Origin of the sequence: Zhihengliuella flava (assembly GCF_015751895.1) — a bacterium.
Taxonomy (GTDB): Bacteria; Actinomycetota; Actinomycetes; order Actinomycetales; family Micrococcaceae; genus Zhihengliuella; species Zhihengliuella flava.
This window is the reverse complement of sequence record NZ_JADOTZ010000001.1, coordinates 1,781,492-1,808,079: the sequence shown is the minus strand read 5'-3', so window position 1 is coordinate 1,808,079 and position 26,588 is coordinate 1,781,492. Positions and strand designations below refer to the sequence as shown.

The following is a 26,588-nucleotide window of genomic DNA, read 5'->3' as shown; positions in this document are numbered from 1 at the left end:
TCTGTGGCCGAGAGTCGTCGTTCCATGCCTACCGGCAGAATACCTGGCATCGGGAGGTTCCTTGGGCGCCATTTTAGCCCCCGCCTATGTGCCTCCACAGGTGCCCGCGATTCTCGACGATGAGAGACCTTAGCTGCTTAGAACCTGAACCACATCAGATGAAGTGCTCGAGAGTTGACATCGTCTGGTAGGCATCGATTCCGCTGCAAGGATTCGTTTATTTCCGTCGACATTGTCGCCAGTGCGTCCCGAAGCGACTACCCCGGCTAGACCCGTCCCGCTCCATCGAAGGTCGAGCCATTGACGTTGGACATGGTGGTCACGGAATTCGACAACTGGGTCGCGCTCGTCCCACCCGCAGCTGCCGTTGGGTTCGCGGCGGTCACCGCGAAGATTCTGGTGGCAGCCCCCATATCCGCAAGCACATACTATCCGAGCTGAACCCGACGAAGTAGTACCGGTTGTTCTCGACGCTGACGGCACCACCGATGAACTGCACCGTGCGGGAGTTGGCATTGCTGTCGACCGTCCGGTTAAGCCGCGTCCACCCGCCGGTTGCGACGTCGTATCGCCACAGCGAGGCCACCGAGACCACGGTGGTGGTCCCGGACGCGACGCCGCTGGTCCGTTCATACCCGTACACGGTGCTGCCCGACGCACCGACGGCCAGCCCGTCGACGCTCCCGGGAGTGCACACGAGAGCAGCGGCGCTGCGCATCACCGAACGCTGCTGGGTCAACGATTTTAAAGAGAGTCAGCCTCTATTCTCATTGCGCTCGATCAAATAGGCCGCCTCACAACTGCGTGAAATTACCGCAACTCCCCACATCGGGAGCGTGAGAGCAAAGAACTGCATGACCGCTGTTGCGGCTACGTGGATGAATCACGGAAGTATCGACACAACACTTGCCCTACGCAAACGCACCCGTGCCCAGACGATTCACAAGGATGCACCCGAATTGAAATGCACACCGGAATGAGCAGCGCTCCATAAGGCAACGTGGCTGCATCACTCAGATTCTTGGCAGGCCGCTCTCACAAGAAGGTCAGTCGTAAAATATAGCACCTAGCGGACGCGCTCGGCCCGGGACATGCGCGTGCGCGCGCCCGCCGCGAGGTGGATCACCACCGGGCCGTGCTGACCGAGGGCCGCATCCATGTGCTGCACCGTCTGCGCGATGTCTTCCGCGATCCGTCGCGGTGCCGCGCCCAGTCGGGGCTGCACCTTGATCTGCAGACCCGCCCCGTGGCCACGCCACGCGGCGTCCGCGGAGCCAGTGCGCACCGGTTCCCACGTGCTGACATGGACGGAGACCAGATCGTTCCGGCCGGCCAAGGCCTGCCGCATAAACTGCTCCGGCACCGACGCGGACAGCGTCACGGTGCCCGGGACCGCGCGGCGGGCGGCGCCGGACGTACCGTCGGCAGCGGCGCCGTCGTCCGGCCCACCGCACTGGCCGCGCACAAAAACTCCGGCGCGGCCGCGGCCCTGCACCGCAATCCAGCCAGCCATCAACAGGACGAGCGCGATCATGACCAACACCACCACAATCCACAGCCAGGAGTCCTGCTGCCCGGCCAGAGTGGTGGCCTCCAGGAGGTCCTCCACTTGGCTCTGCGCGGCGGTGGCGACGGTGTGCCAGCCCTCGGCGTAGGTGCGCGGCAGGGCCACCAAGAGCAGGCCGTGCAGGCCGGTCAGCGTCAGCAGCAGCCCGATGATGATCAACAGCGTGCGGTTCAAGCCGCGGGGAGTCTGGTTCACACGGTGCTCCTCACTGCCCCACCACGCCGGTGTCGGCGATGCGGACGGTCACGGGCGGGGCCGGATCGATGAGATTCCGCGCCAGCTCATCACGAACCGCGGCGGAGACCGCGTCAGCGTTGATCCGGATGCCGGAGGTGGGCCTCACCTGCACATCCACGACCGCATGGCCAACCACCACCACGACCTGCTCGGGGCTCACGTTGGCCTCCGTGCGGGCGCGGCGGGCCAACGTCGCCGCCAGCACCTCGTGATCGATGACGACGACGGCGCGGTCATTGGCGATCGCGCGCCGGGCCTTGCGCCCCGGGAGGATGCCCTGTAGGAGGAAGAACAGCCCCAGCAGCAGAATGACCACGGAGCCGAGTGCCACGAGGGGCACGTTGGCGCCCTCCGGCAGTGCGGCGAACCACTGCCACCACTGCCCGGGGGACTTGAGCCAGACGTCCTGGCCGATCGACTTCAGGGCCGCCTCGAACATGAAGTAGAGGCAGACGAGGGCCACGAGGGCCGCCGCCACGATGGACGCGAAGGAACGCGCAGAGTGGGTGTGCCGGCGCTCAATGAAGGTGCGCTCGCGCTCGGCGTCCTGCTGATGGTCCATCATTCGGCCCGCCTCCCCGCACGGGCCGGCGACTCGGCGACGATCCCGGTCACACGCACGTCGACCCGGCTGATCGAGGATCCCGTGAGCTGGACGAAGCGCTCCCGGATGCTCTCCCTCACCCCGACGGCGCGGTCCCACACCGTGCCACCGGCAGGGGCGGGCTCTTCGGCGGGCGGCGGCGTCGCCGGCAGCGGCAGGCTGAAGGACAGGGCGAGGTCCCCGTAATCGTCGTCGAGGTCCACGTGGATGCGGGCCTGGTCTACGGCATAGGCCTCCGCGGCGATGATGCGCGCGGTGCTGGAGAGGGCCTGGGTGCTAAGACGCGTGTGCCCGGGCAGGTGATCCGCTGTCACGAGGAGGACCGCCGACCAGTCAACAGGTCCCAGAACTTGCGGGCGTCGATCCTGCCGTCGATCATCCGGCCGACGATGAGGCCGACGGCGAGGAAGGCGGCCATGAGGATGAAGCCTCCCGCCCCATGTTCCAGTGCCGACCACGCGAGGGCGGCGGCGACGAGCAAGCTAACGGCGACGGGCGAAAGCATGGTGTTCATGCGCGGTCTCCCTCAAGTGGGCGGTGGGTAGGTGGCTCGGTAGCGGGCGGTGTGGCCGCCGCGGGCTCGGCGGTGATGGCCGGCGTCGTCTCCTCCGCGGCGCGCAGGTGCACGTCTGAAATGTCCACGTTGACTTCGATGACGCGCAGGCCGGTGATGTCCCCGACGGCACTGAACACGGCGGCGCGGACGTCGGCAGCGACGTCGTGCAGCGGGCGCCCATACTCGGCGATGAGCGTCAGATCCACGGCGACTTCTTCACGGCCCACCTCGGCGGTGACGCCCACGGCGGGATCCTCGTGCTGGCCAGCCACGCGCCCGCGCAGGGCGCCGAAGGCCCGGCCGGCTCCGGTACCGAGCGAAGAGACTCCGTCAACTCCGCGGGCGGCGGAGGCCGCGAGCCGCTCGACGGCGGCCTGAGAGAGCTGCGCGGCCTCGGGAACGAGCTCGGCGTCCGCGGCGGGCGGCGCACTGGGGCCCGGCGGCGGGAGGTGCTCGCGATCCATGACTGCCATGCCTTTCGACGACTGCACCCAGCCTACCGCCGAGACCGGCTTCACAGCAGAGCCCGCGGCGGAGAGGCTCCGGGTCGCCGAGATGGTCCCAGACACGAGAAAACCCCCGGAGGACATCCTCCGGGGGGTTTTCTAGCTGGTGGCTCCGACCGGCGTCGATCCGGTGACCTTTCGATTTTCAGTCGAACGCTCTACCAACTGAGCTACAGAGCCTGGCATCATCTACGATGATCACCGCGATCTTCCGTTGCCGGAACATCTCAGCGACCCTGACGGGACTTGAACCCGCGACCTCCGCCGTGACAGGGCGGCGCGCTAACCAACTGCGCTACAGGGCCTTACTGTTTGACGAGGACGAGCCCCGCTCACAAGATCTAAACTCTATCAGAGCGATTTTCGCTTCCGCAAATCCGCTCCGCGTGATCTAGATCTCAGTACCCCCAACGGGATTCGAACCCGTGTCGCCGCCGTGAAAGGGCGGTGTCCTAGGCCACTAGACGATGGGGGCCTTTCACCTGACAGGGGCCATTCAAGGCGCCCAGCAAGCTTGTAAAACTATAGAGCACGCGCAATCGAGTCGGCAAATTCTCCCCACCGCCCGAAAAAGCTAGAGTCGCACCATGGCCTTCGAGATGGACGACGACGCGTTTGCCGACGCCGTCGAGCGCGCCCTGGACGAGATCCCGCCGCAGCTGAGGGAGATGATGGACAACGTCGCCATCTTCATCGAGGACCGCTACGAACCGGGGCCCCACGAGGACCCAGACACCGTGCTGCTGGGCCTCTACGACGGCGTCCCACTCACCGAACGCGGCATGGACTGGGGCGACGTGCCCATGCCGGACCGCATCTTCATCTACCAAGAGCCGATCCTGCAGATGTGCGATTCCGAGGAGGAGGTCATTGACGAGGTGACCATCACCATGGTCCACGAGGTGGCCCACCACTTCGGCATCGACGACGCCACCCTGCACGAGCTCGGGTGGGGTTAAATGGGACACGATCACGGACATTCGCATGGCCTGAGCGGCGGGACGGCCACCGGGCGGCACAAGCGGCGCCTCGCCGCCGTCGTCGTCATCACCCTGCTCGGCGTGTGTGGGCAGCTGATCGGTGCCGCGCTCTCCGGCTCCCTCGCCCTCTTGGCCGACGCGGGACACATGCTCTCCGACGCCGCCGGCGTGGGCATCGCACTGTTCGCCGCGTGGGCGGCGGCGCGGCCAGCCACCGCCAAGCGCACCTTCGGTTTCCAGCGGGCCGAGGTACTGGCGGCGCTCGCCAATGCGACGATTCTGGTGGTGATCGCCGTCGTGGTCACGGTCGAGGCCATCGGCCGGTTCGGCACCGCCGCGGAGGTCGCGACCCAGCCCATGCTGGCCGCGGCATGTATCGGGCTGGCCGCCAACTTCATCTCCCTCGCCATCCTGCACAAGGGGCGCACCGCCAGCGTGAACCTGCGCGGCGCCTACCTCGAAGTCCTCGGGGACACGCTTGGCTCGGCCGCGGTGATCGTCGCCGCGCTCATCATGATGATGGCGGACGCCCCGTGGGCCGATCCGGTGGCCTCACTGGTCATCGCGGCGATGATCCTGCCGCGAGCGTGGTCCCTCATGCGTGAGGTGGTGGACGTGCTCCTCGAGGCCACGCCGCGGAACATCGACCTCGACGAGGTGCGCGAACACCTGCTCAGCGTCGAGGGGGTCGTCGACGTGCACGACCTGCACGCGTGGACCATCACGTCCGGTGTGCCCGTCTGCTCCGCGCACATCGTCTTGGACGCCGAGCACTTTTCCGCTAGCCGCGCCGACGAGGTCCTGGATGCGCTGAGCTCCTGCCTCGGCTCCCACTTCGACACCGAGCACTGCACCTTCCAGTTAGAGCCGGCGGAGCACACGCGGCACGAGCACCCGACGCACGATTAAGCCGGGGACGCCAGGCCGGCCGACCGGTCGTTCGTGCCCCACAGCACCCTGATATTCCGGCGCCGGAATGACACGATTGTGATTCGTGTGATTTGTGTGAACCCTGTTGCTCGTGGGGTGAACGTGCCCTATTCTCACTCAGGGGGACTGCCTGCTCAGGCGCCCTCACGGCTGGCGCGGCCACCGCGCCGCACCCCGTAATCGACGGCCCGCAGGGCCCAGAACACTGGTGAGGTACTTCATGGCCCAGCGGCACACTCTGCCCGTTGCGTGCGCTTCGTTCGCCTTGATCGCCGGAGCCACCATCACGGGCACCGCGGCCGCCGCGCAGCCCGCGCCGGTGGGCACCGCCGTCGTCCCCGCCGCGTTCCTGCCGGCCAGCCCCGCCACAGATCAGCTACCCAGCCCGGCGCAGATCGCCGCGGCCCAGGACGATCCGGCCGAGCTCAAGGCGCTCATTGAGCGCGTCGAGTCCATGATCTCCACGGCAAGCAACCGCGTCGCCGACGCCGAGGTGGCCGCGCTGACGGATCAGGAATCGGCCACGGCCGCCGAACTGGTGCTGCAGGAGCGGCGCGCGGCAGCCGAAGAGGCGCGCACGAACGCGGACGCAGCCCTGGAATACTTCGAGACCAGCAAGACGGCGGTCGGCCAATTGGCGGGCGATCTGTACCGCAACGGCGGCGTCAACCCCGCCGTGACGGCGCTTCTGACGCAGAGCGACTCCAACGACGTCTTGTACAAGACGTCCACGATGACGGCGCTGGCCAGCAACCGTGCCACCACCTTGGCCTCCGCCACGGAGGCCGCCCAGCTGTGGGCCGCGTGGGAGGATTACGCCGCGGCCACCGAGGCCGCCGCCGCCGAGGCCGCGGAGGACTCCGAGGCGGCCCTCGCCGAGGCCCAGCGCGAGCAGGAGGTCTACGCGCAGGCGCTCTCCGAGCAGGAGGCCGCGCACGACGACCTCATCAACGCGCTCGCCTCCCTGCGCCAGACCACCGTCGAGGAGGAAGAGGCGCGCATGGCCGCCCGGGCCGCGGAGGAGCGCGAGGAGCGCCTGGCCGCCGCCGAGGCCGCCGGGGATACGGCCCCGTCCTACCAGCCGGCTGCGGTGCCCTCCGACGATGCCGGCCTGACCCCGCCGCCGGCCGTGCCGGACTCCGGCTCGGGTTCCGGTTCCAGCCTGGTTCCCCGCCCGACGACGCCGCCGACCACCACTCCGGAGCCCTCGCGCCCCGAGACCACGCCGCCACCGACGTCCCGTCCGACGGTTCGGCCGACGCCCACCCCGACGCCGCAGCCCACCTCGCGCCCCACCACCCGGCCGACGCCCACTCCCACGCCCACGCCGACGCCGACGCGCACGGCCACTCCCACCCCGACGCCGACGCCAACGCCGAAGCCCACCCCCAAACCGACGCCCAAGCCGACGCCGAAACCCACCCAGCCGCCGTCGGGCTCGGGCAGCGGGGTGTATGAGCCGGCCATCTCCTGGGCCATTAACATCGCTCAGGATGACCGCTACACCTACCTCTACGGCGGCAACCCGCCGTGGCAGTACGACTGCTCCCTGTTCACGCAGACCGCGTTCCGGCAGGGCGGTGCCTCCCTGCCGCGCACGTCCACGCAGCAGTACTTCGGCGCCCCGGCGCACGTGCCGCTCAGCCAGCTCAAGCGCGGCGATCTAGTGTTCTCCTCCTCCAACGGTGGGGCCTCCTTCTACCACGTCGCCATCTACCTGGGGAACGGGCAGGTCGTCCATGCCCGCAACCCCAGCGTGGGCATTTCCGTCACCCCGCTGAGCTACGTGAACAACATTCACCCCTACGCCGCGCGCTACTAAGCGCGGGGTCCGGCCGGGGGTGCACGACGCCGCCGCGGTGGCCGGTGCCCGCCTCGCCGCGGGTGTGGGTTAGGTTACAGTCATGGATCTTTCCGCTGCTGCCTCCGCCGCCCCGCTGGGAGTTCATTCGGAAGTGGGCCGGCTCAACACGGTCTTGGTGTGTTCGCCCGGACTGGCGCACCGCCGGCTGACGCCCTCCAATTCCCACGAGCTGCTCTTTGATGACGTGCTGTGGGTCGAGCGCGCACAGGAGGATCACGCCCGGTTCGTGGCGGACCTGTCCTCCACGGGCGTGGAGGTACTGGAACTGCACAACGTGTTGGCGGAGACCCTCGCCGTCCCGGGCGCACGGGACTGGCTGCTGGAACGGAAGATTGTGCCGCGTCTCGTGGGGCTCGGGCTGGAATCCGCCACGCGCGCCTTCCTCGACGCGCTGCCGGCCCGCCAGCTCGCCGAGTACCTCATCGGCGGCCTCACCACGGCCGACGTCCCGGACCTGCCGGCCGGCCCCCGTGCGCTGGCGGAGTACTCGCCGGACGCCCGCGAATTCCTGATGCCGCCCCTGCCCAACACCCTCTTCACACGGGACACCACGTGCTGGATCTACGGTGGCGTCACGCTCAACTCCCTCTATTGGCCCGCCCGGCATGACGAAACGCTGCTCATGCAGGCCATCTACCGCTTCCACCCCCGCTTCACCGGCGCCCGCGTCTGGTGGGGTGACGCGCAGGAGGACCACGGCTTGGCCACGCTGGAAGGCGGGGATGTGATGCCGGTGGGCGACAGCGTCGTCCTCATGGGCATGTCGGAGCGCAGCTCGCGGCAGGCCATCAGCCACGTGGCGGCGGAGCTGTTCGCGGCCGGGGCCGCCCGGGAGATCGTGGTGGCTGGCATGCCCAAGCTCCGCTCGGCCATGCACCTGGACACGGTGCTGACGTTCGTGGACGTGGACGCGGCCACCGTGTACCCCCGGATTGTTGATGACGTGCACCCCTTCACCATCCGGCCCGGGGAGGCGGCGGATGACCTGGTGATCGAATCCCGCGGCGGGGAGCGCTTCCTCGACGTCGCCGCGCGCGCCATGGGGCTGGACTCGATCCGCGCGATCGACACGGGCGGGGACGAATTCGAGTCCGAGCGGCAGCAGTGGGACTCCGGCAACAACGCCGTCGCCGTCTCCCCCGGCGTCGTCTTCACCTATGACCGCAATACGACGACGAATGCCCGCCTCCGCTCGGCGGGAATCGAGGTCCTCGAGATCGCTGGCGCCGAGCTGGGGCGCGGCCGCGGCGGCGGGCACTGCATGACGTGCCCCATCTCCCGCGACGCCGTGTGACCTCCCTCCCCCTCGACGCCCGCGCGGCAGCTCCCTAGGCTGGCCTGCATGACGCGCATAGCAGTAGTCGGAGCAGGAATCGTGGGGCTGGCAACGGCCTGGGCGCTGCGCCAGCACGGCGCCGAGGTCCGCATTTTTGAATCGGGGGCGCCCGGCGGCGGGCAATCCGCGGGCGAGTCCCGCATCTTCCGGCACGCGCACGACGACGCCCGGCTGGCCCGGTTCGTCAGCCACAGCCGGCAGCTGTGGCGCACGTGGTCCGAGGTGTTCGGCCAACCACTCATCTCCCCCGGCGGCGCCATCGCGATCGGCCCCGGGGTGCCGGAAAAGCTGAAGCTCCTCGACCAGCTGGACCACGTGCCCACGGCGCCGCTGAACCGCGAGGCCCTGCAGGAGCGGTTCCCGCTCGTGGCCGACTACTCGGGCCCCGCCATGGTCGACCTGCACGGCGGAACCATCCACACGCTCGCCGCCATCGACGCCCTGACCGGCGCGCTCCGGGCCGACGTGGTTCACGACCACGTCCTCTCCGTCCGTAGCACTGCCACCGGCGCCGCGGAGGTGCGCACGGGAACCGGCGCCGAAACGTTCGATCACGTGGTGCTGTGCGCCGGACGGGGCACGGCCGAGCTAGCGCACGGCGCCGGACTCGACCTCCCGGTGCAGCTGAGCGCCCACGTCAGGCTCGCCTTCGCCGTCCGCCACCCGGGCAAAGACCCGCTCCCCACGTTCCAGGACGGCAGCGACGCCTTCGGCGAGTCCGGAGTCTACGGTGCCCCCAGCCAGGACAACCGCCGCTACTCAATCGGGCTCAGCGACACGACGCGGCCGGCGGGTCCCCGCGGACTCGACGATCCGGCGGAGCTGAACGCGCTGACCGAACGCACGGCCGCCTACGTCCGGCGCGCCCTGCCCGGCCTCGACCCCACGCCGAGGGGGCACGTGCACTGCTGGGTCACGACGGTGCCGTGGGGCGACGACGGCGTGGGGGCATGGTCCGACGGCGCCGTGACCGCCATCGCCGGGCACAATCTCTTCAAACAGGCTCCCGCGCTGGGCGAGGCGCTGGCGGAGGCCGCGTTGACCGGCGTCGTACCTGAGCTGTTGCGGCCCGAGTCCCGCCTCGGCGCGGCGGATTCGCCGTGAACCGCTAGGCCAGCTCGCTCATCGTGAACACGCGCGCAACGGCGTCGTGCCACCGGCCGTGAGCGGCGAGGCGGGTCAGCGCCGCGTCGCGGACCGCGGCCGCGGGAGCCGGAAGCGGCCGGCCCAACATCATGTTCACGTGCGCCTGCCGCGCGGCGCGCTGGGCCGCACGACGGCGCTCGGCGCCGTACCGCTCGAGGCGACGGGTGGCGTCGTGCCCCAGCCCCTCGCCCACCACGGCGGAGACCAGCGGGGCCAGCCGCGCCGCATCCAGCCATCCCAGGTTCATGCCCTGCCCGCCGATGGGGCTGACCTCGTGGGCCGCGTCCCCCACCAGCGCGATCCGACCGGACACCAAGCGGTCCGCGATGCGGCGGCGCACGGCGAAGGAGCTGAGCATGGTGTTTCCCGCCGGGTCGATGCCGACCCCGGTGCGGTGTTCGACCATCCTCGCGAGCGCCACCGCCGTGGGTTCACCCTCGAGCCGCGGCGTGCGCACCACCCAGCGGCGGACGCCGCCGGGTAAGGGGAAGGACTCGACGACGCCCTGGCGCTCCAGATACAGCACCGCCCGCCGCTCGGCCCCGGAGAGGTCGTGGTCCGGGAAATCGCCCATGACGTACGTGTCCGGATATTCGCGGACGCGGGCTCCAATCCCCGCCGCCGCCCGGACGGTGCTGCGGGCGCCATCCGCGCCGATCACGAACCTCGCCTCCACCTCGCCGCGGGCCGAACGCACGTGCACCCCGCCCGGCTCCTGCCACAGCTGGTGCACCTGAACGCCGCGCAGCGGGACCACGCCGGCGGCGGCGAGACGGTCCGCCAGGACGCGTTCGGTCTCCCGCTGCGGGAGCGCCAGGACAAAAGGGAACGCCCCAGGCACGGCCTCAAACGCCAAGGGCGCGATCAGCCGGCCGCGACGGCGAGCCTCGCCGTGGCGGATCGCCACGCCGCGACGCACCAGGTCGCCGGCGACGCCGGCACGATCCAGCGCCGCCAGCGCGGGCGGGTGGATGCCGATGGCCCGCGACTGCGTGCCAGGTTCCCTGCGCTGCTCCAGGACGACGACGCGGACGCCAGCCTCGGCCAGCAGGATCGCCGTATAAAGGCCCACGGGGCCGGCGCCGACCACCGCCACGTCCACGCGTGCGGGCAGGCGCGGTTCGGCCGGGCGGGGCTCAGCCACGGTGGATCAGCAGGGTCCGAAAGGGGCGCTGCGCCTCGACGCGCCAGCCTGCGGGGACGACGGCGCGTAGTTCCTCGGGGCGGTAGCTGCGGCGGATCGACGTCAGCCCGTCCTCGCGAATGAAGGACCGCGGAAACGGAAGCGTCGCCACGGAGAACGCCGGGTAGCCGAGCCGGGTGCGCGCGATGTCACTGTGGACGGCCAGCCGCCCGGCGAGCGCCTCCGAATCCGTCAGGAGCGAGGCCAAGTCAGTGGCACTGAGGTGGTGGAGTACGTGATTGGACGTGACGACGTCGTACTCCGCCCCCTCGGCCACCAGGTCCGCCGTGTGCGCGCGGCGGACCGTGAACCCGGGCGCCGGCGGCAGCGCCGCGAGGTACGCGTGGGCGCGCTCGTCGGGATCGATGGCCGTGACCTCCAGCGCCACACCGTCCCGGGCGGCCCACCGCAGGAACGCGCGCGGGATGTCCCCCGCCCCGGAGCCGACGTCGAGCAGCCGGGTGGTTCGGGACGTGGAGAGCACGGGCCGAATCTGCCGTGCCCACGTGCGCCGCCACCCGGCCACCACGGCGTTGATGAGGCGGAACTGCCGGTAGGTGTTGTTCAGCAGCACCGGGTCGCAATCCGGCCGGTCCATCTGCTCCGTGGCCTGCTCGTCGCGGCGGGTCAGAAAGCCCATTCAAGCGGTGACCTTGGTCAGGAGCGCGGTTTCGACCGTGAGGCCGGGCCCGAACGCCATGGAGCACACCCGCTCCGCGCCCGGCTCGCTGGGTGCGGAGAGGATGTTCTTCAGGACAAACATCACGGTGGCGCTACTCATGTTCCCGTAGGCCCGCAGCGTCTGCCGCGCCGGCTCCAGCTGCCCGTCGCTGAGGCCCAGCCGGGCCTGGACCTTATCCAGGATGCTGCGCCCGCCGGGGTGGATGCCCCAGTGCTCAATCTCCGGGTAGTCGACGCCGCGGAGGGACTCATCGCGGGCCAGCAGCGGCTCGAGCGCGCCCACAATGTGATCGTCGATGATGTGCGGGACGTAGTTGCCGAGGACCATCTCGAATCCCTCGTCGCCAATGTTCCACGCCATCGAGTCCTCGCCCACGGGCGTGAGGGTCGTTTCGAAGTAATCCAGAGTGAGGTAGGAGCCGGCGGGCGCCGGCAGGTCCTCCCGCGCGGAGATCACGGCGGCCGCGGCGCCGTCGGCGAACAGGGAGGTGCCCACAATCGTGTCCGGGTCGTTGGAGGAGCGCACGTGCAGCGAGCACAGCTCGGCGCTGACCACGAGGACGACGGCGTTCGGGTCCGCCGCGCAGTAGGCGGCGGCCGAGCGCAGGGCCGGGAAGGCGGCGTAGCACCCCATGAAGCCGAGGTGGTAACGCTGGGCGGAGGGGCGCAATCCGAGCGCGCGGACGATCTTGTAGTCGGGGCCCGGATTGAAAAAACCGGTGCAGGAGACCGTGACGACGTGGGTGATGTCCTCGGGGCCGACGCCCTCGGCGGCGTCGAGCGCTTGCCGCGCGGCGGTGACGAAGAGGTCGGTGCCGGCCTCCGCGTAGACCTCGTTGCGGGCCTTCGTTCCCGGGTTCAGGATCTGCTGCGTGGACCCGTCAAAGAAGACGGGATTCTCCCGCCGGTCGTCCACGGTCAGTTCCTCCACCGCGGTGTAGCGGGTATCAATCCCGGAGGAATCGAAGGCCGCGGACACCAGCCGCTGCCCCAGCCGCGTCAGCCCCGGCTGGGACTTGAACACATCGCGGACTTCGGTCTGAACCATCACGGTGGGTGGAACTGCTGTTTCAAGGGACCTCATCAGCGCTGTCATAGTTCATTGTGTGGTGCGCGTGACACCGAAGACAACAGCTGCGTCCCAGATCAGCGGCCACCACCCCAAACTCCCAGCCGCTGCTCAGGCGCCGGTGCGGTGGGCCGGCCCGCAGGTCAGGCCCACCGCACGGGCCACCCCAGCCGCGCTATGCGGCCGGGGTGTCGAAGTCGGCGCGGGAAGCGAGCCGCGGATCCTCTCGGTCCGGCACCACCATCACCGGGCCGCGCGCATGATGCAGCACGCCCTGGCTCGTGGACCCGAGCAGCATGCCCGCGAACCCGCCGCGGCCGCGGGTGCCCACCACGGTGAGCCGGGACCGCTCGGACTCCTCCAGCAGCATCTCGATGGGCGGGCCACTCACGGCCTCCGTCTCGATGGTCAGCTCCGGGAAATGGCTCTGCAGCCACCGCTTGCCGTTGCCCAGCTGGACCTCGATGTCCGCCACGAGCGCCTCCTGATCCACCGTCGCGGGCATCCAGGCCAGCGCGCCGCTGACCGGAGGGATCCCGCACACCACGCGCAGCGGCACGCCGCGCTGCTGCGCGCGCTCGGCCGCCACCAACACGGCGTGCCGGGCCCGGTCGGAACCGTCCACACCCACCACGACGACGTCGCGCCGCTGCGGAGCATCCGCCGGAACCTCCGCCACGCACTGCGGCACCACCACGGTGGGGCACTTCGCGTGGGCCGGCAGGGCCGAGCTGACTGATCCGAGCATGCGGCCCACGAATCCGCCGCGGCCCCGGGTGCCCACCACGACGAGGTCCGCGTCCTCGCTCAGATCCAGCAGCACGCCCGACGGGTCACCGGATTCGATGCGCTGGCGGACGTCGAGCCCCGAGAGGTCTGCGGCGTGAATTGCCTCACGCAGCACTTCTTCGGCGCCCTCACGAATGACGTCGTCGTCAAGCGTGGCGTAGCCGGCATCCATGCTGGAGGCGGCGAAGACGGGAATGGTGTAAGCGGTCACGATATTGAGCGGGCAATTGCGGCGTCGCGCCTCGTCGGCAGCCCAGCTCAAAGCGCATTTACCGGCCTCGGAGCCGTCGATTCCCACGAGGATCCCGTCAGCTTTTTGTCCCGCGCCCGCCTCATCGGCGTTCGTGCGATCGAAGTTCTCGGTCATCTCTCACTCCTTCACGGGTGGCCTTGCGCCATAGTTATATTGTTCACCTTTCCCCAGATGTGGTCTAGAACGCAAAAAGGCTCGCCATATCATGTTTTTATGCCAAAATCGGGAACTGGTCTGCTGGACCGCTATTTTTTGATCTCTGAGCGCGGCTCGTCGATTTCGCGAGAAATTCGTGGCGGCGTCGCCACCTTCTTCGCGATGAGCTACATCGTGGTGCTCAACCCCCTCATCCTGTCCGGGGCGGACGCCACGGGGGCCGAGCTCGGGCCGGCCCGCGTCGCCGCCGCGACGGCGCTCGTCGCTGGCGTGATGACCATTCTCATGGGTGCTTGGGCCAAGCATCCGTTCGCCATGGCCACGGGCCTCGGCGTCAACGCGTTCCTTGCCATCACCGTCGCCACCAACCCGTCCCTGACGTGGCCTGAGGTCATGGGCCTCGTGGTCATCGCCGGCATCACCATGCTGATTCTGGTGCTCACGGGATTCCGGACCGCCGTCTTCAAGGCGGTTCCCCCGTCGCTGAAGACCGCGATCGTCGTGGGCATCGGCATGTTCATTGCGCTGATCGGCCTCGTCAACGCCGGGTTCGTCCGCCGCATGCCGGATGAGGCGGGGACCACCGTTCCGCTGCGCCTCGGCGTCGACGGCGAGCTGGTGGGCTGGCCCCTCCTTGTGTTCATCGTGGGCCTGCTGCTGACCGCGGCCCTCGTGGTGCGCAAGGTGCGCGGCGCCGTGCTGATCGGCATCGTCGTCTCCGCGATCTTCGCCAATATTCTCGAGGCCGCCTTCAACATCGGCTCCAGCGTCGACAATCCTCAGGGCTGGTCCCTCGTAGTGCCGTCCATGCCGGAATGGAGCACCCCGGACCTCTCCCTCATCGGCGAGGTGTCCCTCTTCGGCGCCTTCTCCAGCCTCGGCGTCACCGCCGCCGGCCTCCTCGCGTTCGTCATTCTGCTGTCCATCTTCTTCGACGCCATGGGCACCATGGTGGGCCTCGCCAACGAGGCCGGCAGCGTGGACAAGGACGGCAACATCCCGAACGTTGACCGCGTACTGCTGGTCGACGCGGCGGGCGCCATCGCGGGCGGCGGCGCCTCCGTGTCGTCCAACCAGATCTACGTCGAATCCGGCACGGGCATCGGAGAGGGCGCGCGCACCGGCCTCGCCTCGATCGTGACCGGCGTCCTGTTCATCTTGGCGATGTTCCTGACCCCGCTCATCTACCTGGTGCCGTTCGAGGCCGTCGCCCCGGCGCTCGTCGTCGTCGGCTTCATGATGATCACCCAGGTGACCAAGATCGATTGGTCCGACTGGGGCGTGGCCCTGCCGGCCTTCCTGACGTTCACCCTCATGCCGTTCACCTACTCCATCGCGGACGGCATCGGCGCCGGCTTCATCTCCTACGTCTTCCTGCGCACGGTCCAGGGCCGGGCCAAGGACGTCCACCCCCTCATGTGGGTGGTCTCCGCGGCGTTCGTCCTGTTCTTCGGCGTCGGCGTGATCGAGCACGCCTTTAGCTAGCTACTCCGTGCCGCGGACGGGACCCCAGCAGACCGGCTCCCGGCCCGGCGACACACAACTGCTCCCGCGGTGGGTGGGCTGAATTTTCAGCCCACCCACCGCGGGAGCTCGTGTTAAGGGGCCTGCGCTTCGCCTACGCGGCGCCGGCGGTCTGCTCGATGATCGCGGCGTTGAACGCGTCGAGGTCGCCCGGGTTGCGGGAGGTAATCAGCGCAAAGCCGCCCGACGAGTCCACCACCACCTGCTCGTCCACCCACGTGGCGCCGTCGTTCTTCAGATCCGTGGCGAGGGAGGGGTAGGAGGTCAGGCGCTTGCCGGAGGCGAGGCCGGCCTCGATGAGGAGCCACGGACCGTGGCAGATCGCGGCGACCGGCTTGCCCGCCTTCGCGATCGAGGCTGCGAGGCCCTGCGCGCGGTCGTTGACCCGGAGCTGATCCGCATTAAGCGTGCCGCCGGGGATGACCAGCGCGTCGAAGGCGTCCGGGTCCACGTCGTCGAGCGTGGCGTCGGCGGGCACCTCGGGCCCGGGATCCTTGTCCGCGGTGAGCGTCTGCACGGAGGTGGCCTCCGGGGCCGCGATGGTCACGTCGGCACCGGCCGCGCGGAGGGCCTCGGCGGGGCTGGTGAGCTCGTCCGATTCCGTGCCGTAATTGGTGGTGATGATCAGGACCTTGCGTCCGGTGAGATTCGATGCGGATGCCATGGTGTTGCTTCCTTTCGACGAGGTGAGGCGCCTCCTGGCGAGAATCGCGACAACGCCTCACTGCATTGCTAGCACGGCCGTTCCGCGCCGCTCAAGGGGCCAGCAGCGCAGAACTTGCCGGGAAAAGGCTGGGGATCGCGTGGGAGCGGCCCTCGTCGTCCACACCATGGCTCGTGGGCGAACTTGTCCACACGGCGACGGGCGGGCCCGCGCGCCGGAGCGTCCCTCGGCCAGCATCTGTCCATGGACCTTGAACGCCTCCTCCGTGAGCACGGGGCGCTGAAACGTGCCCACCTCGTGGCGGCGTCGATGCCTCGCCGCGCCATCGATGCCGCCTTCCGCGCGTACCCTACGCCGCGGCGCGGGATCATCGCTGCGCCGGATTTGCCCGCTCCAGCGTTGGAGGCCCTGCGCCTCGGCGGGTCACTGACGTGCGCCTCCGCCGCCGCGCATCATGGGCTGTGGTTACTCCGGCGGCCCAGCGCGCTCCACGTGGCCACCACGCACGGCCGCCGCCTTCCGGCCTCGACGTTTCGCATCATTCGGCACCGTGGGGCTGCCGATGGTCTGCTGAGCACCAGCATTGCGGACCTGTGTTTTCACGCGGCCACCTGCCTGCCCGTCCTCGAGGCGGCTGTGGTGTTGGAGAGTGCCGTGGCCTCCGGTCAAGCCTCGCTGGCGGGCCTGTCCGCTCGCCTCGAGTCCCGCGGCGGGCAAGCGCGGGAGGTGCTCCGCCTCGTCCGGGGTATCGCGGATTCGCCCGTGGAGGTGGTGGTCCGGGCAGGGCTGATGCACCGGGCCATCGCGTTCGAGGAGCAGGTCATGCTCCGCGACGTCGGACGCGTCGATTTTCTCGTCGAGGGCTGGCTCATCGTGGAGGTCGATGGCTGGGCTTGGCACGGAAACCAGCAGGCGTGGCAGAACGACGCGCTCCGCGGGCAGAACGCGGCGAGGCGCGGCTTCCACACCCTCCGGTTCACCGCCAGCGACGTGCTCTGGCGCGCGGACACCGTGTTCCAGACGCTGCAGACGGTCTTGCGTACCAACCAGCCCACTTTCGCGGCCCCGAACCCTCCGGACGCGAGTGCGCACCTCGCTGACAAGGCATGATCCGCAACGGCCTCGAACGGGCGCCGCTGATCTTGGGCTGGCCGGTACACCGAGACGCTAGCCGGCGAACTCCCGCACCGTCTGCGCATCCCAGTACGTCGCGGGCACCCCGCCGCCAAGCAGCTCGCGCCGCAACGGCCCCTGCGCGGCGTCCGCGACCACCGGCTCCTGCGAGCACGCGATGACCACGTTCCCGCGCCGCCGCCCGCGGAACATGGCCGGGTCCGCGACGGCCACCACGTGCCGAAAGACGGAGCCCAGCACGCCGGCCTCGCGCCGGAAATGGGCCAGATCCGGCCCGTCGCCGCAATTGACCAGATAGACGCCGCCGGGCGCGAGCACCCGCAGCGCCTGCTCGGCCGCCTCCCGGGTGGTCAGGGCCGCCGGGGTCGCGTCCCCGGCAAAAACGTCCCGGATGATCAGCTCGCGCGTGCCGTCCGTCAGGGAGGAGAGGACGTCAAGGGCCTCGCCCTGCCGAATGCGCAGCAGCGGTGCGCGCGGCAGATCGAACCACTCGCGGACGTAGTCGGCGAGCTTCCCGTCCAACTCCACCACCACCTGCCGTGCGTCATACTCCGCGTGCACCCAGCGGGCCATGGAGCACGCGCCACCGCCGAGGTGGAGGACGCGCAGGCGCTCATCGGACGCCCACCGCGCCCGAATCAGCGCCGCCATCCAGCGCATGTATTCAAAGTCCAAGCGCGCCGGGTCGGCCGTGTCGACGTGGGAGGAGGGCACGCCGTTGACGTGCAGAATCCATCCCGTGTCGCTGTACGGGTCCCGCTCAAGGCGCGCCGTGCCCGTCGAGATCGGGTACTCACCCTCGGCCGGGCCACCCGCCGGCCCCGTCGTCTCGCGGTGTCGGGTCCGACGCCGTCCGCCCACCGGCCGCTCCTACGCGGCGGGGGACGCGACGGTCCCGGTAATCGGCCGGCGCACCATCCGGATTTCGTTGAGCCCGGTCCAGTCCAGGCCGCCACCCTCGTCCCCGAGGGCCTCGACGCGCCCATCGGCGACGAACCCGTGTTTCTCATAGAAGCGGGTGGCCCGGCCGTTGCCTTCCAGCACCCACGCAACGGCGGAGTCGTCCCCGAGGACCGTGGCCATGAGCCGCTCGCCCAACCCGGTCCCATACGCGAACGCGCGCACGTACAGCATCTGCAGTTCCAGGCGGGCGCCGGTGTCCGCGTCATCGTCCGTGACCGGCGCGCCGCCGGCACATCCGACAACCTCGCCCTCGGGATCGACGGCAATCCAGAACTCCGCCCCGGCCTCCAGGCCGTTGGTCCACCACGCCACGAGCTCCTCGCGGCGCGCGGCCTCGGCGGCAAAGAAGGATTCGGGGCGCTGATCGGAATAGGTCTCCCGCCAGGCGTCCAGCTTCATCTGCAGCGTGGCCCGGATGTCCTCGGGACCGGCCTGGCGGATCACGTACGACGCTTGCATCCTCAGGCGCCGCGTTCCCGCTCGGCGAGCGCTTGCTCAAGCCGCTCGACCTTGCCGTCGAGCTCGCCGGTGCGGCCCGCGCGGATGTCCGCCTTGAGGACCAGTGAGACGCGGTCGCTGACGGCGGTCACGGCCTCGGTGGCGCGCTTGACCACGTCCATCACCTCGTCCCACTCCCCCTCGATCTCCGTGAACATGGAGGACGTGCGGTTGGGCAGGCCGGAGGCACGGACGACGGCGACGGCGGCGGCCACGGCGTCGTGCACCGATCCGTCTGCGACCTGAGCCGCGGCGGGGGCGACAGAGAAGGCTACGATCATGCTCCCACTGTGCCACTTGCGGCGCCCCGGGGCCAGACCGGCGGAGGGGCTCAACGTGCGCAATCTCACCGTGGCGTGCAACACTAGTTGGCGCTCTATCCGAGCAACCCGATGTTCCCGGCGCACTACCCGCGCGCCACCAACTGCTGAGGACCACCTTGACCTCCACCACCGCCCCCACCGCACCGCCATCGTCCGGCGGACTCGACCGCAAGCTTTCGCTGCGGCACATCCGCTTCATCGCCTTTGGTTCCGCCATTGGCACCGGGCTCTTCTACGGCTCCTCGGAGACCATTCAGGCCGCCGGCCCCGCCGTCCTGATTGCCTACCTGATCGCCGGCGCCGTGGTCTATGCGGTGATGCGGGCGCTGGGTGAGATGGCGGTGCGCCACCCCGTGGCCGGATCCTTCGCGCAGTACTCCAACCGCTACATTTCCCCCCGGGCTGGTTTCCTCACCGGGTGGACGTTTGCGTTTGAGATGGTCATCGTCGCCATCGCGGATATGACCGCCGCCGCCGCGTATATGGGGATGTGGTACCCGGACACTCCCGGGTGGGTGTGGATGGTTGCCGCCCTGCTGCTGATCTGCGGCCTGAACCTGATGCAGGTGAAGGTCTTCGGCGAGCTGGAGTTCTGGTTCACGCTCATCAAGATCACCACCATCGTGGCCATGATCGTGGGCGGGCTGGCACTCATCATTGGCGGCGTCAGCCTCGGCGGGTTCACCCCGGGGCCACACAACCTCTTCGACCATTCCGGGTTCGCCCCGTTCGGCGTCTGGGGCATCGTGATGAGCCTCGGGATCGTCGTGTTCTCCTTCGGCGGCGTGGAGACCTTGGGTATGACGGCCGGGGAAGCCGACCAGCCGGAGCGGGCCATCCCGAAGGCCGTCAACACGGTTCCCGTACGCATCCTGTTGTTCTACATCCTGACGATCGCCGTGATGCTCATGCTGATCCCGTGGACCGAGCTCGGCACCGGCGAATCCCCCTTCGTCCAGGTCTTTGCCGTGCTGGGCCTGCCCGGAGCAGCCCACGTCATCAACGCAGTGGTGCTCACGGCCGCCCTCTCGGCGATGAACTCCATCACCTACGCCGCCTCCCGCATGATGTATGGCCTGGCGGATCAGGGGCACGCCCCCAAGTCCTTCACCCGCGTCTCCAAGACGGGCGTCCCCGTCTGGCCCATGGCCGTGGTGGCCGTCTGTCTGGTCATCGGGTTGTTCGTGTACCTGTGGATCCCGGATCAGCTCTTTGTGCTGGTGGCCTCAATCGCGACGTTTGCCACGGTCTTCACGTGGTCCTCCATCCTGCTGGCTCACCTGAACATGCGCCGGGAAATGGTGCGGGACGGGCTGCCCTCGGCCGGCTTCAAGTCCCCCCTGTGGCCCGTGCTGAACTACGCGGGCCTAGCGTTCATGGCTGGCGTGGTCATCATCTTGGCCTTCTCCGATTCCGGCCGCATGGCCCTCATCGTCGGCGCGGTCTGGCTGACCCTGCTGCTGCTCGGGTACCGGTACTTCGTCGGCGCCGCGGGCCGCACCCGGCTGGAGCTGCCGGTGCGGCAGGCCCCAGAGTCGCACTAGCCGCGTCAGACGATTCCCCGCCGGGGCGTGGCAGAATCGGTCCCAGCGCGCTGGTGCGCGCACTGACCGCTGGGCCCGTAGCTGACGGAGGATTGCCGTGCCTCGACTGATCGCTTTTGCGGGGTTGCCCGGAACGGGAAAAAGTACGACGGCGCAGGCCCTCGCCGCGCGCCTCGGCGCCGTCGTGCTGGGCGTCGACCCGTTCGAGGCGGCCATCATCTCGGCGGGGGTGGACCAAAAACGGCAACCGACGGGGCACGCCGCGTACGCCGCGGTGGAGGCGGCCGCTGAGCCGCAGCTGCGTCACGGCTTGGACGTGGTGATTGACGCGGTGAACGACTCGGCCGAGGCCCGCAGCCAGTGGACCCGCCTGGCCGAGCGCACGTCGGCGGAGCTGATCTGGTTCGAAGTGGTGTGCTCAGACCCGACGGTGCACCGCATGCGCCTTCAGCAACGCAAGCGGATCGAGGACCCCATCATCGGCGCTCCCACGTGGATGTCGTTGAATCGACGGCGCTTCCAGCTGGCCCTGTGGAAGGAGCCACGGCACACCCTGGACTCCCGCCATACGGCCCCGGAGGACCTCGCCGAACAGGCCGAATCCCTCCTCGCGGCGGTCCGTTAGCTCAGCGACGCCGGGGTGAACGCTCGGCAACAACTCGGTAGCTAATCTTGACTGTGTCCAGAAAACGGGTAGATTGTGAGGCATGCGGACCGAGACTGATCACGAGCACCAGCTGCGTGATGCTGGCCTGCGCGTTACCCGTCCCCGGGTAGCCGTCCTGCAGGCCGTCGAGGCACACCCGCATGCGAACACGGACACCGTACTCGGCGCCGTGCACGCGATCCGGCCGGAGGTTTCCCGGCAGGCCGTGTACGACGCCCTGCGGGCCCTGACGCACGCCGGGGTGCTGCGCAGCATCCAACCGGCGGGCTCCTTGGCCCGGTACGAGGCCCGGGTGGGGGACAATCACCACCATTTGGTCTGCCGGGAGTGCGGCGTCGTCGTTGACGTGGACTGCACCCGCGGCAAGGCCCCGTGCCTGCACGCTCCCGACGATCACGGCTTCGCCATTGACGAGGCCGAGGTCATCTACTGGGGCCTGTGTCCCGCATGCTCCGCCACAACCACTGCCCCATAAAGCAATTCCGGAAGGATTGTCATGTCTGAAAACGCAACGCCGGCCGGCCAGTGCCCGGTCATGCACGGCGCCGTGTCGCAGCCGACCGCTGGCTCCACCAACAACGTTTGGTGGCCGAACAAGCTGAACCTCAAGATCCTGGCCAAGGACCAGCCGGTGACCAACCCGCTGGGCGAGGACTTCGACTACGCCGAGGCCTTCAAGAACCTTGATCTGGATGCGGTCAAGGCGGACCTGGCTCAGGTCATGACGGATTCCAAGGACTGGTGGCCAGCGGACTTCGGGCACTACGGCCCGTTCATGATCCGCATGGCCTGGCACTCCGCCGGCACCTACCGCAGCCACGATGGCCGCGGTGGCGGTGGCCGCGGCCAGCAGCGCTTCGCCCCCCTGAACTCGTGGCCAGATAACGTCTCCCTCGATAAGGCCCGCCGCCTGCTGTGGCCGGTCAAGAAGAAGTACGGCCAGTCCATCTCCTGGGGCGATCTCTTCATCCTCGCCGGCAACGTGGCGCTGGAGACCATGGGCCTGAAGACCTTCGGCTTCGGTGGCGGCCGCGTGGACGTCTGGGAGTCGGACGAGGACATCTACTGGGGCCCGGAGAAGGTGTGGCTCGACGACGAGCGCTACACGGGCGACCGCGATCTGGAGGCGCCGCTGGCCGCCGTCCAGATGGGCCTGATCTACGTCAACCCGGAGGGCCCCAACGGCAACCCGGACCCGATCGCGTCCGGCCGCGACATCCGCGAGACCTTCCGCCGCATGGGCATGAACGACGAGGAGACCGTGGCCCTCATCGCCGGCGGCCACACCTTCGGCAAGACCCACGGCGCCCACCCGGATGACAAGATGGGCCCAGATCCCGAGGCCGCACCGCTGGAGAACCAGGGCATCGGCTGGAAGAACGGGCACGGCACGGGCAAGGGCGATGACACCGTCACGTCCGGCCTTGAGGTCACCTGGACCTACCACCCGACCCGCTGGGACAACGAGTTCTTCCACATCCTCTTCGCCTACGATTGGGAGCTCTTCGAGTCCCCGGCCGGCGCTAAGCAGTGGCGCCCGAAGCAGGGCGGCGGCGACGGCCTGGTGCCGATGGCCCACTCGGACGGCAAGCGCGAGCCGCGCATGCTCACCTCGGACCTGGCCCTGCGCTTCGATCCGGAGTATGAGAAGGTCTCCCGCCGCTTCAAGGAGGATCAGGAGGCGTTCGCGGATGCCTTCGCTCGCGCCTGGTTCAAGCTGACCCACCGCGACATGGGCCCCAAGTCCTTGTACCTGGGTCAGGAAGTCCCGTCCGAGGACCTCATCTGGCAGGATCCGCTGCCGGCCGCCCCGGAGCAGGTCATCGGCGAGGCCGAGATCGCCACCCTGAAGCAGAAGATCGCCGATTCCGGCTTGACCGTGGAGCAGCTGGTCTCCACCGCCTGGAAGGCCGCCTCGACCTTCCGCGGCTCGGACAAGCGCGGCGGCGCCAATGGCGGCCGCATCCGCCTGGAGCCGCAGGTGAACTGGAAGGCCAACAATCCGGAGGCCCTCAAGCCGGTCATCGCCACCCTGGAGCAGATCACCGAGGCGTTCAACGCCGAGTCGGCCGTGAAGGTGTCCTTCGCCGACGTCGTGGTCCTCGCCGGCGGCGTCGGCGTGGAACTGGCCGCGCAGGCGGCCGGCACGTCCCTGACCGTCCCGTTCACCCCGGGCCGTGTGGACGCCACGCAGGAGCAGACCGACTTGGAGCAGTTCGCCTGGCTGGAGCCGGTGGCCGATGGCTTCCGCAACCATGACTCGGGCTTCCTGAACCTGCCGAGCGAGTACCTGCTGATCGACCGCGCCAACCAGCTGAAGCTGTCCGCACCGGAGATGACCGCCCTCATCGGCGGCCTTCGCGTGATCGGCAACAACTGGGACGGCTCCAACCTGGGCGTCTTCACCGACAAGCCGGGCACGCTGACGAACGACTTCTTCGTCAACCTGCTGGAGCTCGGCATCGAGTGGACGGCCGACGCCGAGGAGAAGACGTACACGTCCAACACGGGCCTCACCGGCTCCCGCGTGGACCTGGTCTTCGGCGCCAACTCGGAGCTGCGCGCCGTGGCCGAGGTCTACGCCTCGGACGACGCCGCCGAGAAGTTCGTTGCGGACTTCGTGGCTGCCTGGGTCAAGGTCATGGAGCTGGACCGCTTCGATCTGGAGCAGTAAGGCCGGCAGCGTCGACTGACGCCCGCCCGGGAATCCCGTCGCCCCGCTGGGGCGGCGGGATTCCGTCGTTTAACCCGCCACGCGCACGTGATGTAGAACACATCAGCACGGCTTTTGAGGCAGGATGGACGCATGACCGATTCGCGCCCTGACGCAGCACCGTTGCTGCAACTGAATGATCTCGCCGTCAATTTCAAGACCATGCACGGCACGGTGCCGGCGGTCCATAGCGCCAGCTTCTCGCTGCAACCCGGGCGCACGCTCGCCATTGTGGGCGAGTCCGGGTCCGGGAAGAGCACGACGGCGATGGCGGTGATCGGGCTCCTACCCCAGAATGCGCACCTGAGCGGGAGCGTGCAGCTGGACGGACGCGAGCTGGTGGGCCTGCCGGAGGCGCAGATGCAGACGATCCGCGGCGGCCACATCGGCATGGTCCCGCAGGATCCCATGTCCAACCTCAACCCGGTCTCCAAGATCGGCGTTCAGGTCGCCGAAGCGCTCCTGGCCCATGGCATGGCCACCAAGAAGGACGTGGACGCCAAGGTGGTCGCCACGCTCGAGGCCGCAGGGATCCCGGAGGCCAAGCAGCGAGCCAAGATGTATCCGCACGAGCTCTCCGGCGGCCTCCGCCAGCGCGCGCTGATCGCGATCGGCCTCGCGTGCCAGCCCCGCCTCCTCATCGCGGACGAGCCCACCTCCGCCCTCGACGTGACGGTCCAGCAGGTCATCCTCGATCAGATCCAGCAGATGACTGAGGATGCCGGCACGGCCGTGCTCCTCATTACGCATGATCTGGGCCTCGCCGCCGAGCGCGCCTCGGACCTCGTGGTGATGCACCGCGGTCGCGTCGTCGAAACCGGGAATGCCCAGCAGCTCTTGGAGGACCCGCAGCACGAATACACGCAGCAGTTGGTGCGCGCGGCGCCGTCGGTCGCCGCGGCCCGGCTCCTGCCGGGGGCCTACGCCGGGGATCGCGCCGAACGCGCGGAGGCCGCGGCCGACGTCGTCGCGGACGAGCAGGCGACGGACAACATCGTGGAGCTGACGGATCTGACCAAGGTGTACAAGAAGCGCGGCTCGCGCGAGGACTTTTACGCGGCCAAGGAGGTCAGCCTGCAGATCCCACGTGGGTCCACGGTCGCCGTCGTGGGCGAGTCCGGTTCCGGCAAGACGACGACGGCGCGCATGCTGCTCAAGGTCATCGAGCCCACCAGCGGGTCCATGACGTTCGACGGTCAGGACATCGCGACCCTGGACCGGGCTGCCCTGCGGGACTTCCGGCAGCGCGTGCAGCCGGTGTTCCAGGACCCCTACTCCTCCCTGAACCCGATGTTCACGGTCGGAAAGATCATCGAGGAGCCCCTCAAGGCCTACAAGCGCGGCACGGCGGCCGAGCGCTCCGCGCGGGTGCGCGAACTCATGGATCAGGTGGCCCTGCCGCAAGCGATGCTGCGCCGGTACCCCTCCGAACTCTCCGGCGGCCAGCGACAGCGCGTGGCGATTGCTCGGGCGCTGGCCCTCAAGCCGGAGCTGCTGGTGTGCGACGAGCCGGTCTCCGCGCTGGACGTGCTGGTGCAGGATCAGATCCTGAAGCTCTTGGGCGATCTGCAGCAGGAGATGGGGTTGAGCTACCTGTTCATCTCCCACGACCTCGCGGTGGTCCGCCTCATCAGCGACTTCGTGTGTGTCATGAAGGACGGCGAACTGGTGGAGGCGGCCTCCAGCGAGGAGATCTTCACCAACCCGCGCCACCCCTACACGCGCAAGCTGCTGGCCTCCATCCCGGGCAACGAGCTGGGGATCGATCTGGACGGGGACGCCGCCTGAGTGGTGGCCCCTGCCCCTGCCCCTGACCGTTCAGGGTCAGGGGTGACCCTGATTCATCCCGGAGATCCCCGCATTCGGGGGTTCTCCGCCGGCCGCGGCGCCTACGCTGGTGACTATGAAACGCCCACTCGCCGCCCTCGCCGCCGTCGCCCTCCTCGCCGTCACCACAGGTTGCACCGCGCCCGCCCCCGTCATCGGCGACGGCTCGGAGACCCGCAGTTTTACGTTCGACGGCGATCGGCTCGCCATCGACTCGCACAACAGCTCATTGCAGGTCACCGCCCGGGATGTGGACGAGGTGCAGGTGCGCCGAGAGCTGACCGGCACCGTGGTGATCGGGTCCGACTCGGCGGACTGGTCCCTCTCCGGCGACCGCCTGAATTTGGAACGCCAGTGCACTGGCCTGTTCTCCTCCTGCCGCACGGCCTACCAGGTGGTGGTGCCCCTCGGCGTGGAGCTGGACGTGAGCGGGCGCAACGGGACCATTCAGGTGGCCCAGCTGGATCGCTCCGTGGACGTCACCACGCGCAACGGCCGCGTCGAGGTAGAGGAGGTCGCTGGCGACGTCTTCGTCAAGACGAACAACGGCGCCATCGACGTGCGGGGCGCGGAATCAGAGGTCAAGACGATCAGCCGCAACGGCGACGTTCAGGTTCGCGACACGTCCGCGGAGGTGCTGTTCGTGCGCACCAATAACGGTTCGGTGGACGCCCAGCTGAACGCAGAGCCACGCAACGCCGAGGTGGAGACGCGCAACGGAGCCGTGGACCTGCAGCTGCCGGGCGGCCCCTATGACGTCCAGGTCCACACTGGGAACGGGAGCCAGCGCGTCAACGTGCCCACCGATGCCTCCAGCCCGCGTTTTGTCCGCGTCAACACCAACAACGGAGCCGTCACCATCACGTCGCCCTGA

The 26,588-nt window shown here is 69.0% G+C and carries 27 protein-coding genes and 3 tRNA genes; 13 read left to right on the top strand and 17 right to left on the bottom strand.

The genetic code is table 11. From position 1 onward, the window contains the following. Positions 1-382 precede the first annotated feature (382 nt). The 9 genes from IW252_RS08420 to IW252_RS08380 all read right to left on the bottom strand — a co-directional run bounded on the left by IW252_RS08420 (position 383) and on the right by IW252_RS08380 (position 3,945). Positions 383-718 (bottom strand): hypothetical protein, encoded by a 336-nt coding sequence (locus IW252_RS08420; protein ID WP_196836142.1) that lies wholly within the window; start codon positions 716-718, stop codon positions 383-385. A 348-nt stretch (positions 719-1,066) separates the two neighbouring features. After that, positions 1,067-1,762 carry a protein-tyrosine phosphatase family protein gene (locus IW252_RS08415; protein ID WP_196836141.1) on the bottom strand — a complete coding sequence of 232 codons (696 nt, stop codon included), beginning with the start codon at positions 1,760-1,762 and terminating at the stop codon, positions 1,067-1,069. Positions 1,763-1,772: 10 nt separating this feature from the next. Continuing rightward, entirely contained in the window at positions 1,773-2,369 is a 597-nt protein-coding gene (locus tag IW252_RS08410) for a hypothetical protein (RefSeq protein ID WP_196836140.1), read from the bottom strand. Continuing rightward, the gene (locus IW252_RS08405; protein ID WP_196836139.1) at positions 2,366-2,722 is read right to left on the bottom strand and encodes a hypothetical protein; all 357 of its coding nucleotides are present in this window, start codon (positions 2,720-2,722) and stop codon (positions 2,366-2,368) included. Before IW252_RS08405 ends, IW252_RS08410 begins: the two co-directional genes overlap by 4 nt. Then, a complete protein-coding gene (locus tag IW252_RS08400; RefSeq protein WP_231365960.1) occupies positions 2,719-2,922 on the bottom strand; it encodes a hypothetical protein in 204 nt (67 codons plus the stop codon). Before IW252_RS08400 ends, IW252_RS08405 begins: the two co-directional genes overlap by 4 nt. Then, on the bottom strand, positions 2,919-3,428 hold the full coding sequence (locus IW252_RS08395; protein WP_196836138.1) for an Asp23/Gls24 family envelope stress response protein: 510 nt from the start codon (positions 3,426-3,428) through the stop codon (positions 2,919-2,921). The genes IW252_RS08400 and IW252_RS08395 overlap by 4 nt, the downstream gene beginning before the upstream one ends. A 146-nt stretch (positions 3,429-3,574) precedes the next feature. Continuing rightward, positions 3,575-3,650 (bottom strand) — tRNA-Phe (locus tag IW252_RS08390). A 51-nt stretch (positions 3,651-3,701) separates the two neighbouring features. After that, a tRNA-Asp gene (locus tag IW252_RS08385) sits at positions 3,702-3,775 on the bottom strand. A gap of 97 nt (positions 3,776-3,872) precedes the next feature. Next, positions 3,873-3,945, bottom strand: a tRNA-Glu gene (locus tag IW252_RS08380). A gap of 112 nt (positions 3,946-4,057) precedes the next feature. On the opposite strand from IW252_RS08380, the gene IW252_RS08375 reads away from it, so the two are divergent. From IW252_RS08375 to IW252_RS08355, 5 genes are all read left to right on the top strand, one after another. Continuing rightward, the gene (locus IW252_RS08375; protein ID WP_196836137.1) at positions 4,058-4,429 is read left to right on the top strand and encodes a metallopeptidase family protein; all 372 of its coding nucleotides are present in this window, start codon (positions 4,058-4,060) and stop codon (positions 4,427-4,429) included. Next, on the top strand, positions 4,430-5,359 hold the full coding sequence (locus IW252_RS08370; protein ID WP_196836136.1) for a cation diffusion facilitator family transporter: 930 nt from the start codon (positions 4,430-4,432) through the stop codon (positions 5,357-5,359). Positions 5,360-5,600: 241 nt separating this feature from the next. Continuing rightward, a complete protein-coding gene (locus IW252_RS08365) occupies positions 5,601-7,202 on the top strand; it encodes a C40 family peptidase (RefSeq protein ID WP_196836135.1) in 1,602 nt (533 codons plus the stop codon). Positions 7,203-7,284: 82 nt separating this feature from the next. After that, a complete protein-coding gene (locus tag IW252_RS08360; protein ID WP_196836134.1) occupies positions 7,285-8,538 on the top strand; it encodes an arginine deiminase in 1,254 nt (417 codons plus the stop codon). Between the two features lie 48 nt (positions 8,539-8,586). After that, positions 8,587-9,684, top strand: a complete 1,098-nt coding sequence (locus tag IW252_RS08355) for an NAD(P)/FAD-dependent oxidoreductase (protein ID WP_196836133.1) — start codon at positions 8,587-8,589, stop codon at positions 9,682-9,684. A 4-nt stretch (positions 9,685-9,688) separates the two neighbouring features. Here IW252_RS08355 and IW252_RS08350 read toward each other — a convergent pair whose 3' ends face one another. The 4 genes from IW252_RS08350 to IW252_RS08335 all read right to left on the bottom strand — a co-directional run bounded on the left by IW252_RS08350 (position 9,689) and on the right by IW252_RS08335 (position 13,815). Next, a complete protein-coding gene (locus IW252_RS08350; RefSeq protein WP_331271493.1) occupies positions 9,689-10,870 on the bottom strand; it encodes an FAD-dependent oxidoreductase in 1,182 nt (393 codons plus the stop codon). Continuing rightward, complete coding sequence (locus IW252_RS08345; RefSeq protein ID WP_196836132.1) at positions 10,863-11,549, bottom strand: class I SAM-dependent methyltransferase; 687 nt, start codon at positions 11,547-11,549, stop codon at positions 10,863-10,865. The genes IW252_RS08350 and IW252_RS08345 overlap by 8 nt, the downstream gene beginning before the upstream one ends. Continuing rightward, the gene (locus IW252_RS08340) at positions 11,550-12,686 is read right to left on the bottom strand and encodes a type III polyketide synthase (protein ID WP_196836131.1); all 1,137 of its coding nucleotides are present in this window, start codon (positions 12,684-12,686) and stop codon (positions 11,550-11,552) included. 148 nt (positions 12,687-12,834) lie between these two features. Then, the gene (locus tag IW252_RS08335; RefSeq protein ID WP_196836130.1) at positions 12,835-13,815 is read right to left on the bottom strand and encodes a universal stress protein; all 981 of its coding nucleotides are present in this window, start codon (positions 13,813-13,815) and stop codon (positions 12,835-12,837) included. A 99-nt stretch (positions 13,816-13,914) separates the two neighbouring features. Here IW252_RS08335 and IW252_RS08330 point away from each other — a divergent pair, with 99 nt between their 5' ends. Continuing rightward, a complete protein-coding gene (locus IW252_RS08330) occupies positions 13,915-15,342 on the top strand; it encodes an NCS2 family permease (protein WP_196836129.1) in 1,428 nt (475 codons plus the stop codon). A 133-nt stretch (positions 15,343-15,475) separates the two neighbouring features. Here the strand turns inward: IW252_RS08330 and IW252_RS08325 are convergent, their stop codons facing one another. Then, entirely contained in the window at positions 15,476-16,045 is a 570-nt protein-coding gene (locus IW252_RS08325) for a type 1 glutamine amidotransferase domain-containing protein (RefSeq protein ID WP_196836128.1), read from the bottom strand. A gap of 243 nt (positions 16,046-16,288) precedes the next feature. Here IW252_RS08325 and IW252_RS08320 point away from each other — a divergent pair, with 243 nt between their 5' ends. Continuing rightward, the gene (locus IW252_RS08320; RefSeq protein ID WP_196836127.1) at positions 16,289-17,155 is read left to right on the top strand and encodes an endonuclease domain-containing protein; all 867 of its coding nucleotides are present in this window, start codon (positions 16,289-16,291) and stop codon (positions 17,153-17,155) included. Positions 17,156-17,212: 57 nt separating this feature from the next. Here the strand turns inward: IW252_RS08320 and IW252_RS08315 are convergent, their stop codons facing one another. Genes IW252_RS08315 through IW252_RS08305 form a run of 3 tightly spaced genes read right to left on the bottom strand, consistent with a single transcriptional unit; the run spans position 17,213 to position 18,921 of the window. Further along, positions 17,213-18,040, bottom strand: a complete 828-nt coding sequence (locus tag IW252_RS08315) for a spermidine synthase (protein WP_196836126.1) — start codon at positions 18,038-18,040, stop codon at positions 17,213-17,215. Positions 18,041-18,049: 9 nt separating this feature from the next. Further along, positions 18,050-18,586 (bottom strand): GNAT family N-acetyltransferase, encoded by a 537-nt coding sequence (locus IW252_RS08310; RefSeq protein ID WP_331271492.1) that lies wholly within the window; start codon positions 18,584-18,586, stop codon positions 18,050-18,052. Positions 18,587-18,603: 17 nt separating this feature from the next. Further along, entirely contained in the window at positions 18,604-18,921 is a 318-nt protein-coding gene (locus tag IW252_RS08305) for a thiamine-binding protein (protein WP_196836124.1), read from the bottom strand. Between the two features lie 158 nt (positions 18,922-19,079). Between IW252_RS08305 and IW252_RS08300 the strand changes: the two genes are divergently transcribed. The 6 genes from IW252_RS08300 to IW252_RS08275 all read left to right on the top strand — a co-directional run bounded on the left by IW252_RS08300 (position 19,080) and on the right by IW252_RS08275 (position 26,588). Further along, the gene (locus IW252_RS08300) at positions 19,080-20,507 is read left to right on the top strand and encodes an amino acid permease (RefSeq protein ID WP_231365959.1); all 1,428 of its coding nucleotides are present in this window, start codon (positions 19,080-19,082) and stop codon (positions 20,505-20,507) included. Between the two features lie 97 nt (positions 20,508-20,604). Then, positions 20,605-21,132 (top strand): AAA family ATPase, encoded by a 528-nt coding sequence (locus tag IW252_RS08295; protein ID WP_196836123.1) that lies wholly within the window; start codon positions 20,605-20,607, stop codon positions 21,130-21,132. 82 nt (positions 21,133-21,214) lie between these two features. Continuing rightward, positions 21,215-21,649 (top strand): Fur family transcriptional regulator, encoded by a 435-nt coding sequence (locus IW252_RS08290; protein WP_196836122.1) that lies wholly within the window; start codon positions 21,215-21,217, stop codon positions 21,647-21,649. Between the two features lie 21 nt (positions 21,650-21,670). Continuing rightward, positions 21,671-23,848, top strand: coding sequence for a catalase/peroxidase HPI (gene katG, locus IW252_RS08285; protein ID WP_196836121.1), 2,178 nt, complete (start codon positions 21,671-21,673; stop codon positions 23,846-23,848). A gap of 132 nt (positions 23,849-23,980) precedes the next feature. Continuing rightward, positions 23,981-25,675 (top strand): dipeptide ABC transporter ATP-binding protein, encoded by a 1,695-nt coding sequence (locus tag IW252_RS08280; protein ID WP_196836120.1) that lies wholly within the window; start codon positions 23,981-23,983, stop codon positions 25,673-25,675. 115 nt (positions 25,676-25,790) lie between these two features. Beyond that, complete coding sequence (locus IW252_RS08275) at positions 25,791-26,588, top strand: DUF4097 family beta strand repeat-containing protein (RefSeq protein WP_196836119.1); 798 nt, start codon at positions 25,791-25,793, stop codon at positions 26,586-26,588.

What these genes read in the sequence shown, in the direction of transcription:
- IW252_RS08320 (WP_196836127.1), top strand. Translation starts at nt 16,289, where the DNA reads ATGGACCTTGAACGCCTCCTCCGTGAGCACGGGGCGCTGAAACGTGCC.
- IW252_RS08420 (WP_196836142.1), bottom strand. Translation starts at nt 718, where the DNA reads ATGCGCAGCGCCGCTGCTCTCGTGTGCACTCCCGGGAGCGTCGACGGG.
- katG (WP_196836121.1), top strand. Translation starts at nt 21,671, where the DNA reads ATGTCTGAAAACGCAACGCCGGCCGGCCAGTGCCCGGTCATGCACGGC.
- IW252_RS08395 (WP_196836138.1), bottom strand. Translation starts at nt 3,428, where the DNA reads ATGGATCGCGAGCACCTCCCGCCGCCGGGCCCCAGTGCGCCGCCCGCC.
- IW252_RS08370 (WP_196836136.1), top strand. Translation starts at nt 4,430, where the DNA reads ATGGGACACGATCACGGACATTCGCATGGCCTGAGCGGCGGGACGGCC.
- IW252_RS08290 (WP_196836122.1), top strand. Translation starts at nt 21,215, where the DNA reads ATGCGGACCGAGACTGATCACGAGCACCAGCTGCGTGATGCTGGCCTG.
- IW252_RS08355 (WP_196836133.1), top strand. Translation starts at nt 8,587, where the DNA reads ATGACGCGCATAGCAGTAGTCGGAGCAGGAATCGTGGGGCTGGCAACG.
- IW252_RS08340 (WP_196836131.1), bottom strand. Translation starts at nt 12,686, where the DNA reads ATGACAGCGCTGATGAGGTCCCTTGAAACAGCAGTTCCACCCACCGTG.
- IW252_RS08400 (WP_231365960.1), bottom strand. Translation starts at nt 2,922, where the DNA reads ATGAACACCATGCTTTCGCCCGTCGCCGTTAGCTTGCTCGTCGCCGCC.
- IW252_RS08280 (WP_196836120.1), top strand. Translation starts at nt 23,981, where the DNA reads ATGACCGATTCGCGCCCTGACGCAGCACCGTTGCTGCAACTGAATGAT.
- IW252_RS08335 (WP_196836130.1), bottom strand. Translation starts at nt 13,815, where the DNA reads ATGACCGAGAACTTCGATCGCACGAACGCCGATGAGGCGGGCGCGGGA.
- IW252_RS08325 (WP_196836128.1), bottom strand. Translation starts at nt 16,045, where the DNA reads ATGGCATCCGCATCGAATCTCACCGGACGCAAGGTCCTGATCATCACC.
- IW252_RS08345 (WP_196836132.1), bottom strand. Translation starts at nt 11,549, where the DNA reads ATGGGCTTTCTGACCCGCCGCGACGAGCAGGCCACGGAGCAGATGGAC.
- IW252_RS08360 (WP_196836134.1), top strand. Translation starts at nt 7,285, where the DNA reads ATGGATCTTTCCGCTGCTGCCTCCGCCGCCCCGCTGGGAGTTCATTCG.
- IW252_RS08305 (WP_196836124.1), bottom strand. Translation starts at nt 18,921, where the DNA reads ATGATCGTAGCCTTCTCTGTCGCCCCCGCCGCGGCTCAGGTCGCAGAC.
- IW252_RS08375 (WP_196836137.1), top strand. Translation starts at nt 4,058, where the DNA reads ATGGCCTTCGAGATGGACGACGACGCGTTTGCCGACGCCGTCGAGCGC.
- IW252_RS08275 (WP_196836119.1), top strand. Translation starts at nt 25,791, where the DNA reads ATGAAACGCCCACTCGCCGCCCTCGCCGCCGTCGCCCTCCTCGCCGTC.
- IW252_RS08330 (WP_196836129.1), top strand. Translation starts at nt 13,915, where the DNA reads ATGCCAAAATCGGGAACTGGTCTGCTGGACCGCTATTTTTTGATCTCT.
- IW252_RS08365 (WP_196836135.1), top strand. Translation starts at nt 5,601, where the DNA reads ATGGCCCAGCGGCACACTCTGCCCGTTGCGTGCGCTTCGTTCGCCTTG.
- IW252_RS08410 (WP_196836140.1), bottom strand. Translation starts at nt 2,369, where the DNA reads ATGATGGACCATCAGCAGGACGCCGAGCGCGAGCGCACCTTCATTGAG.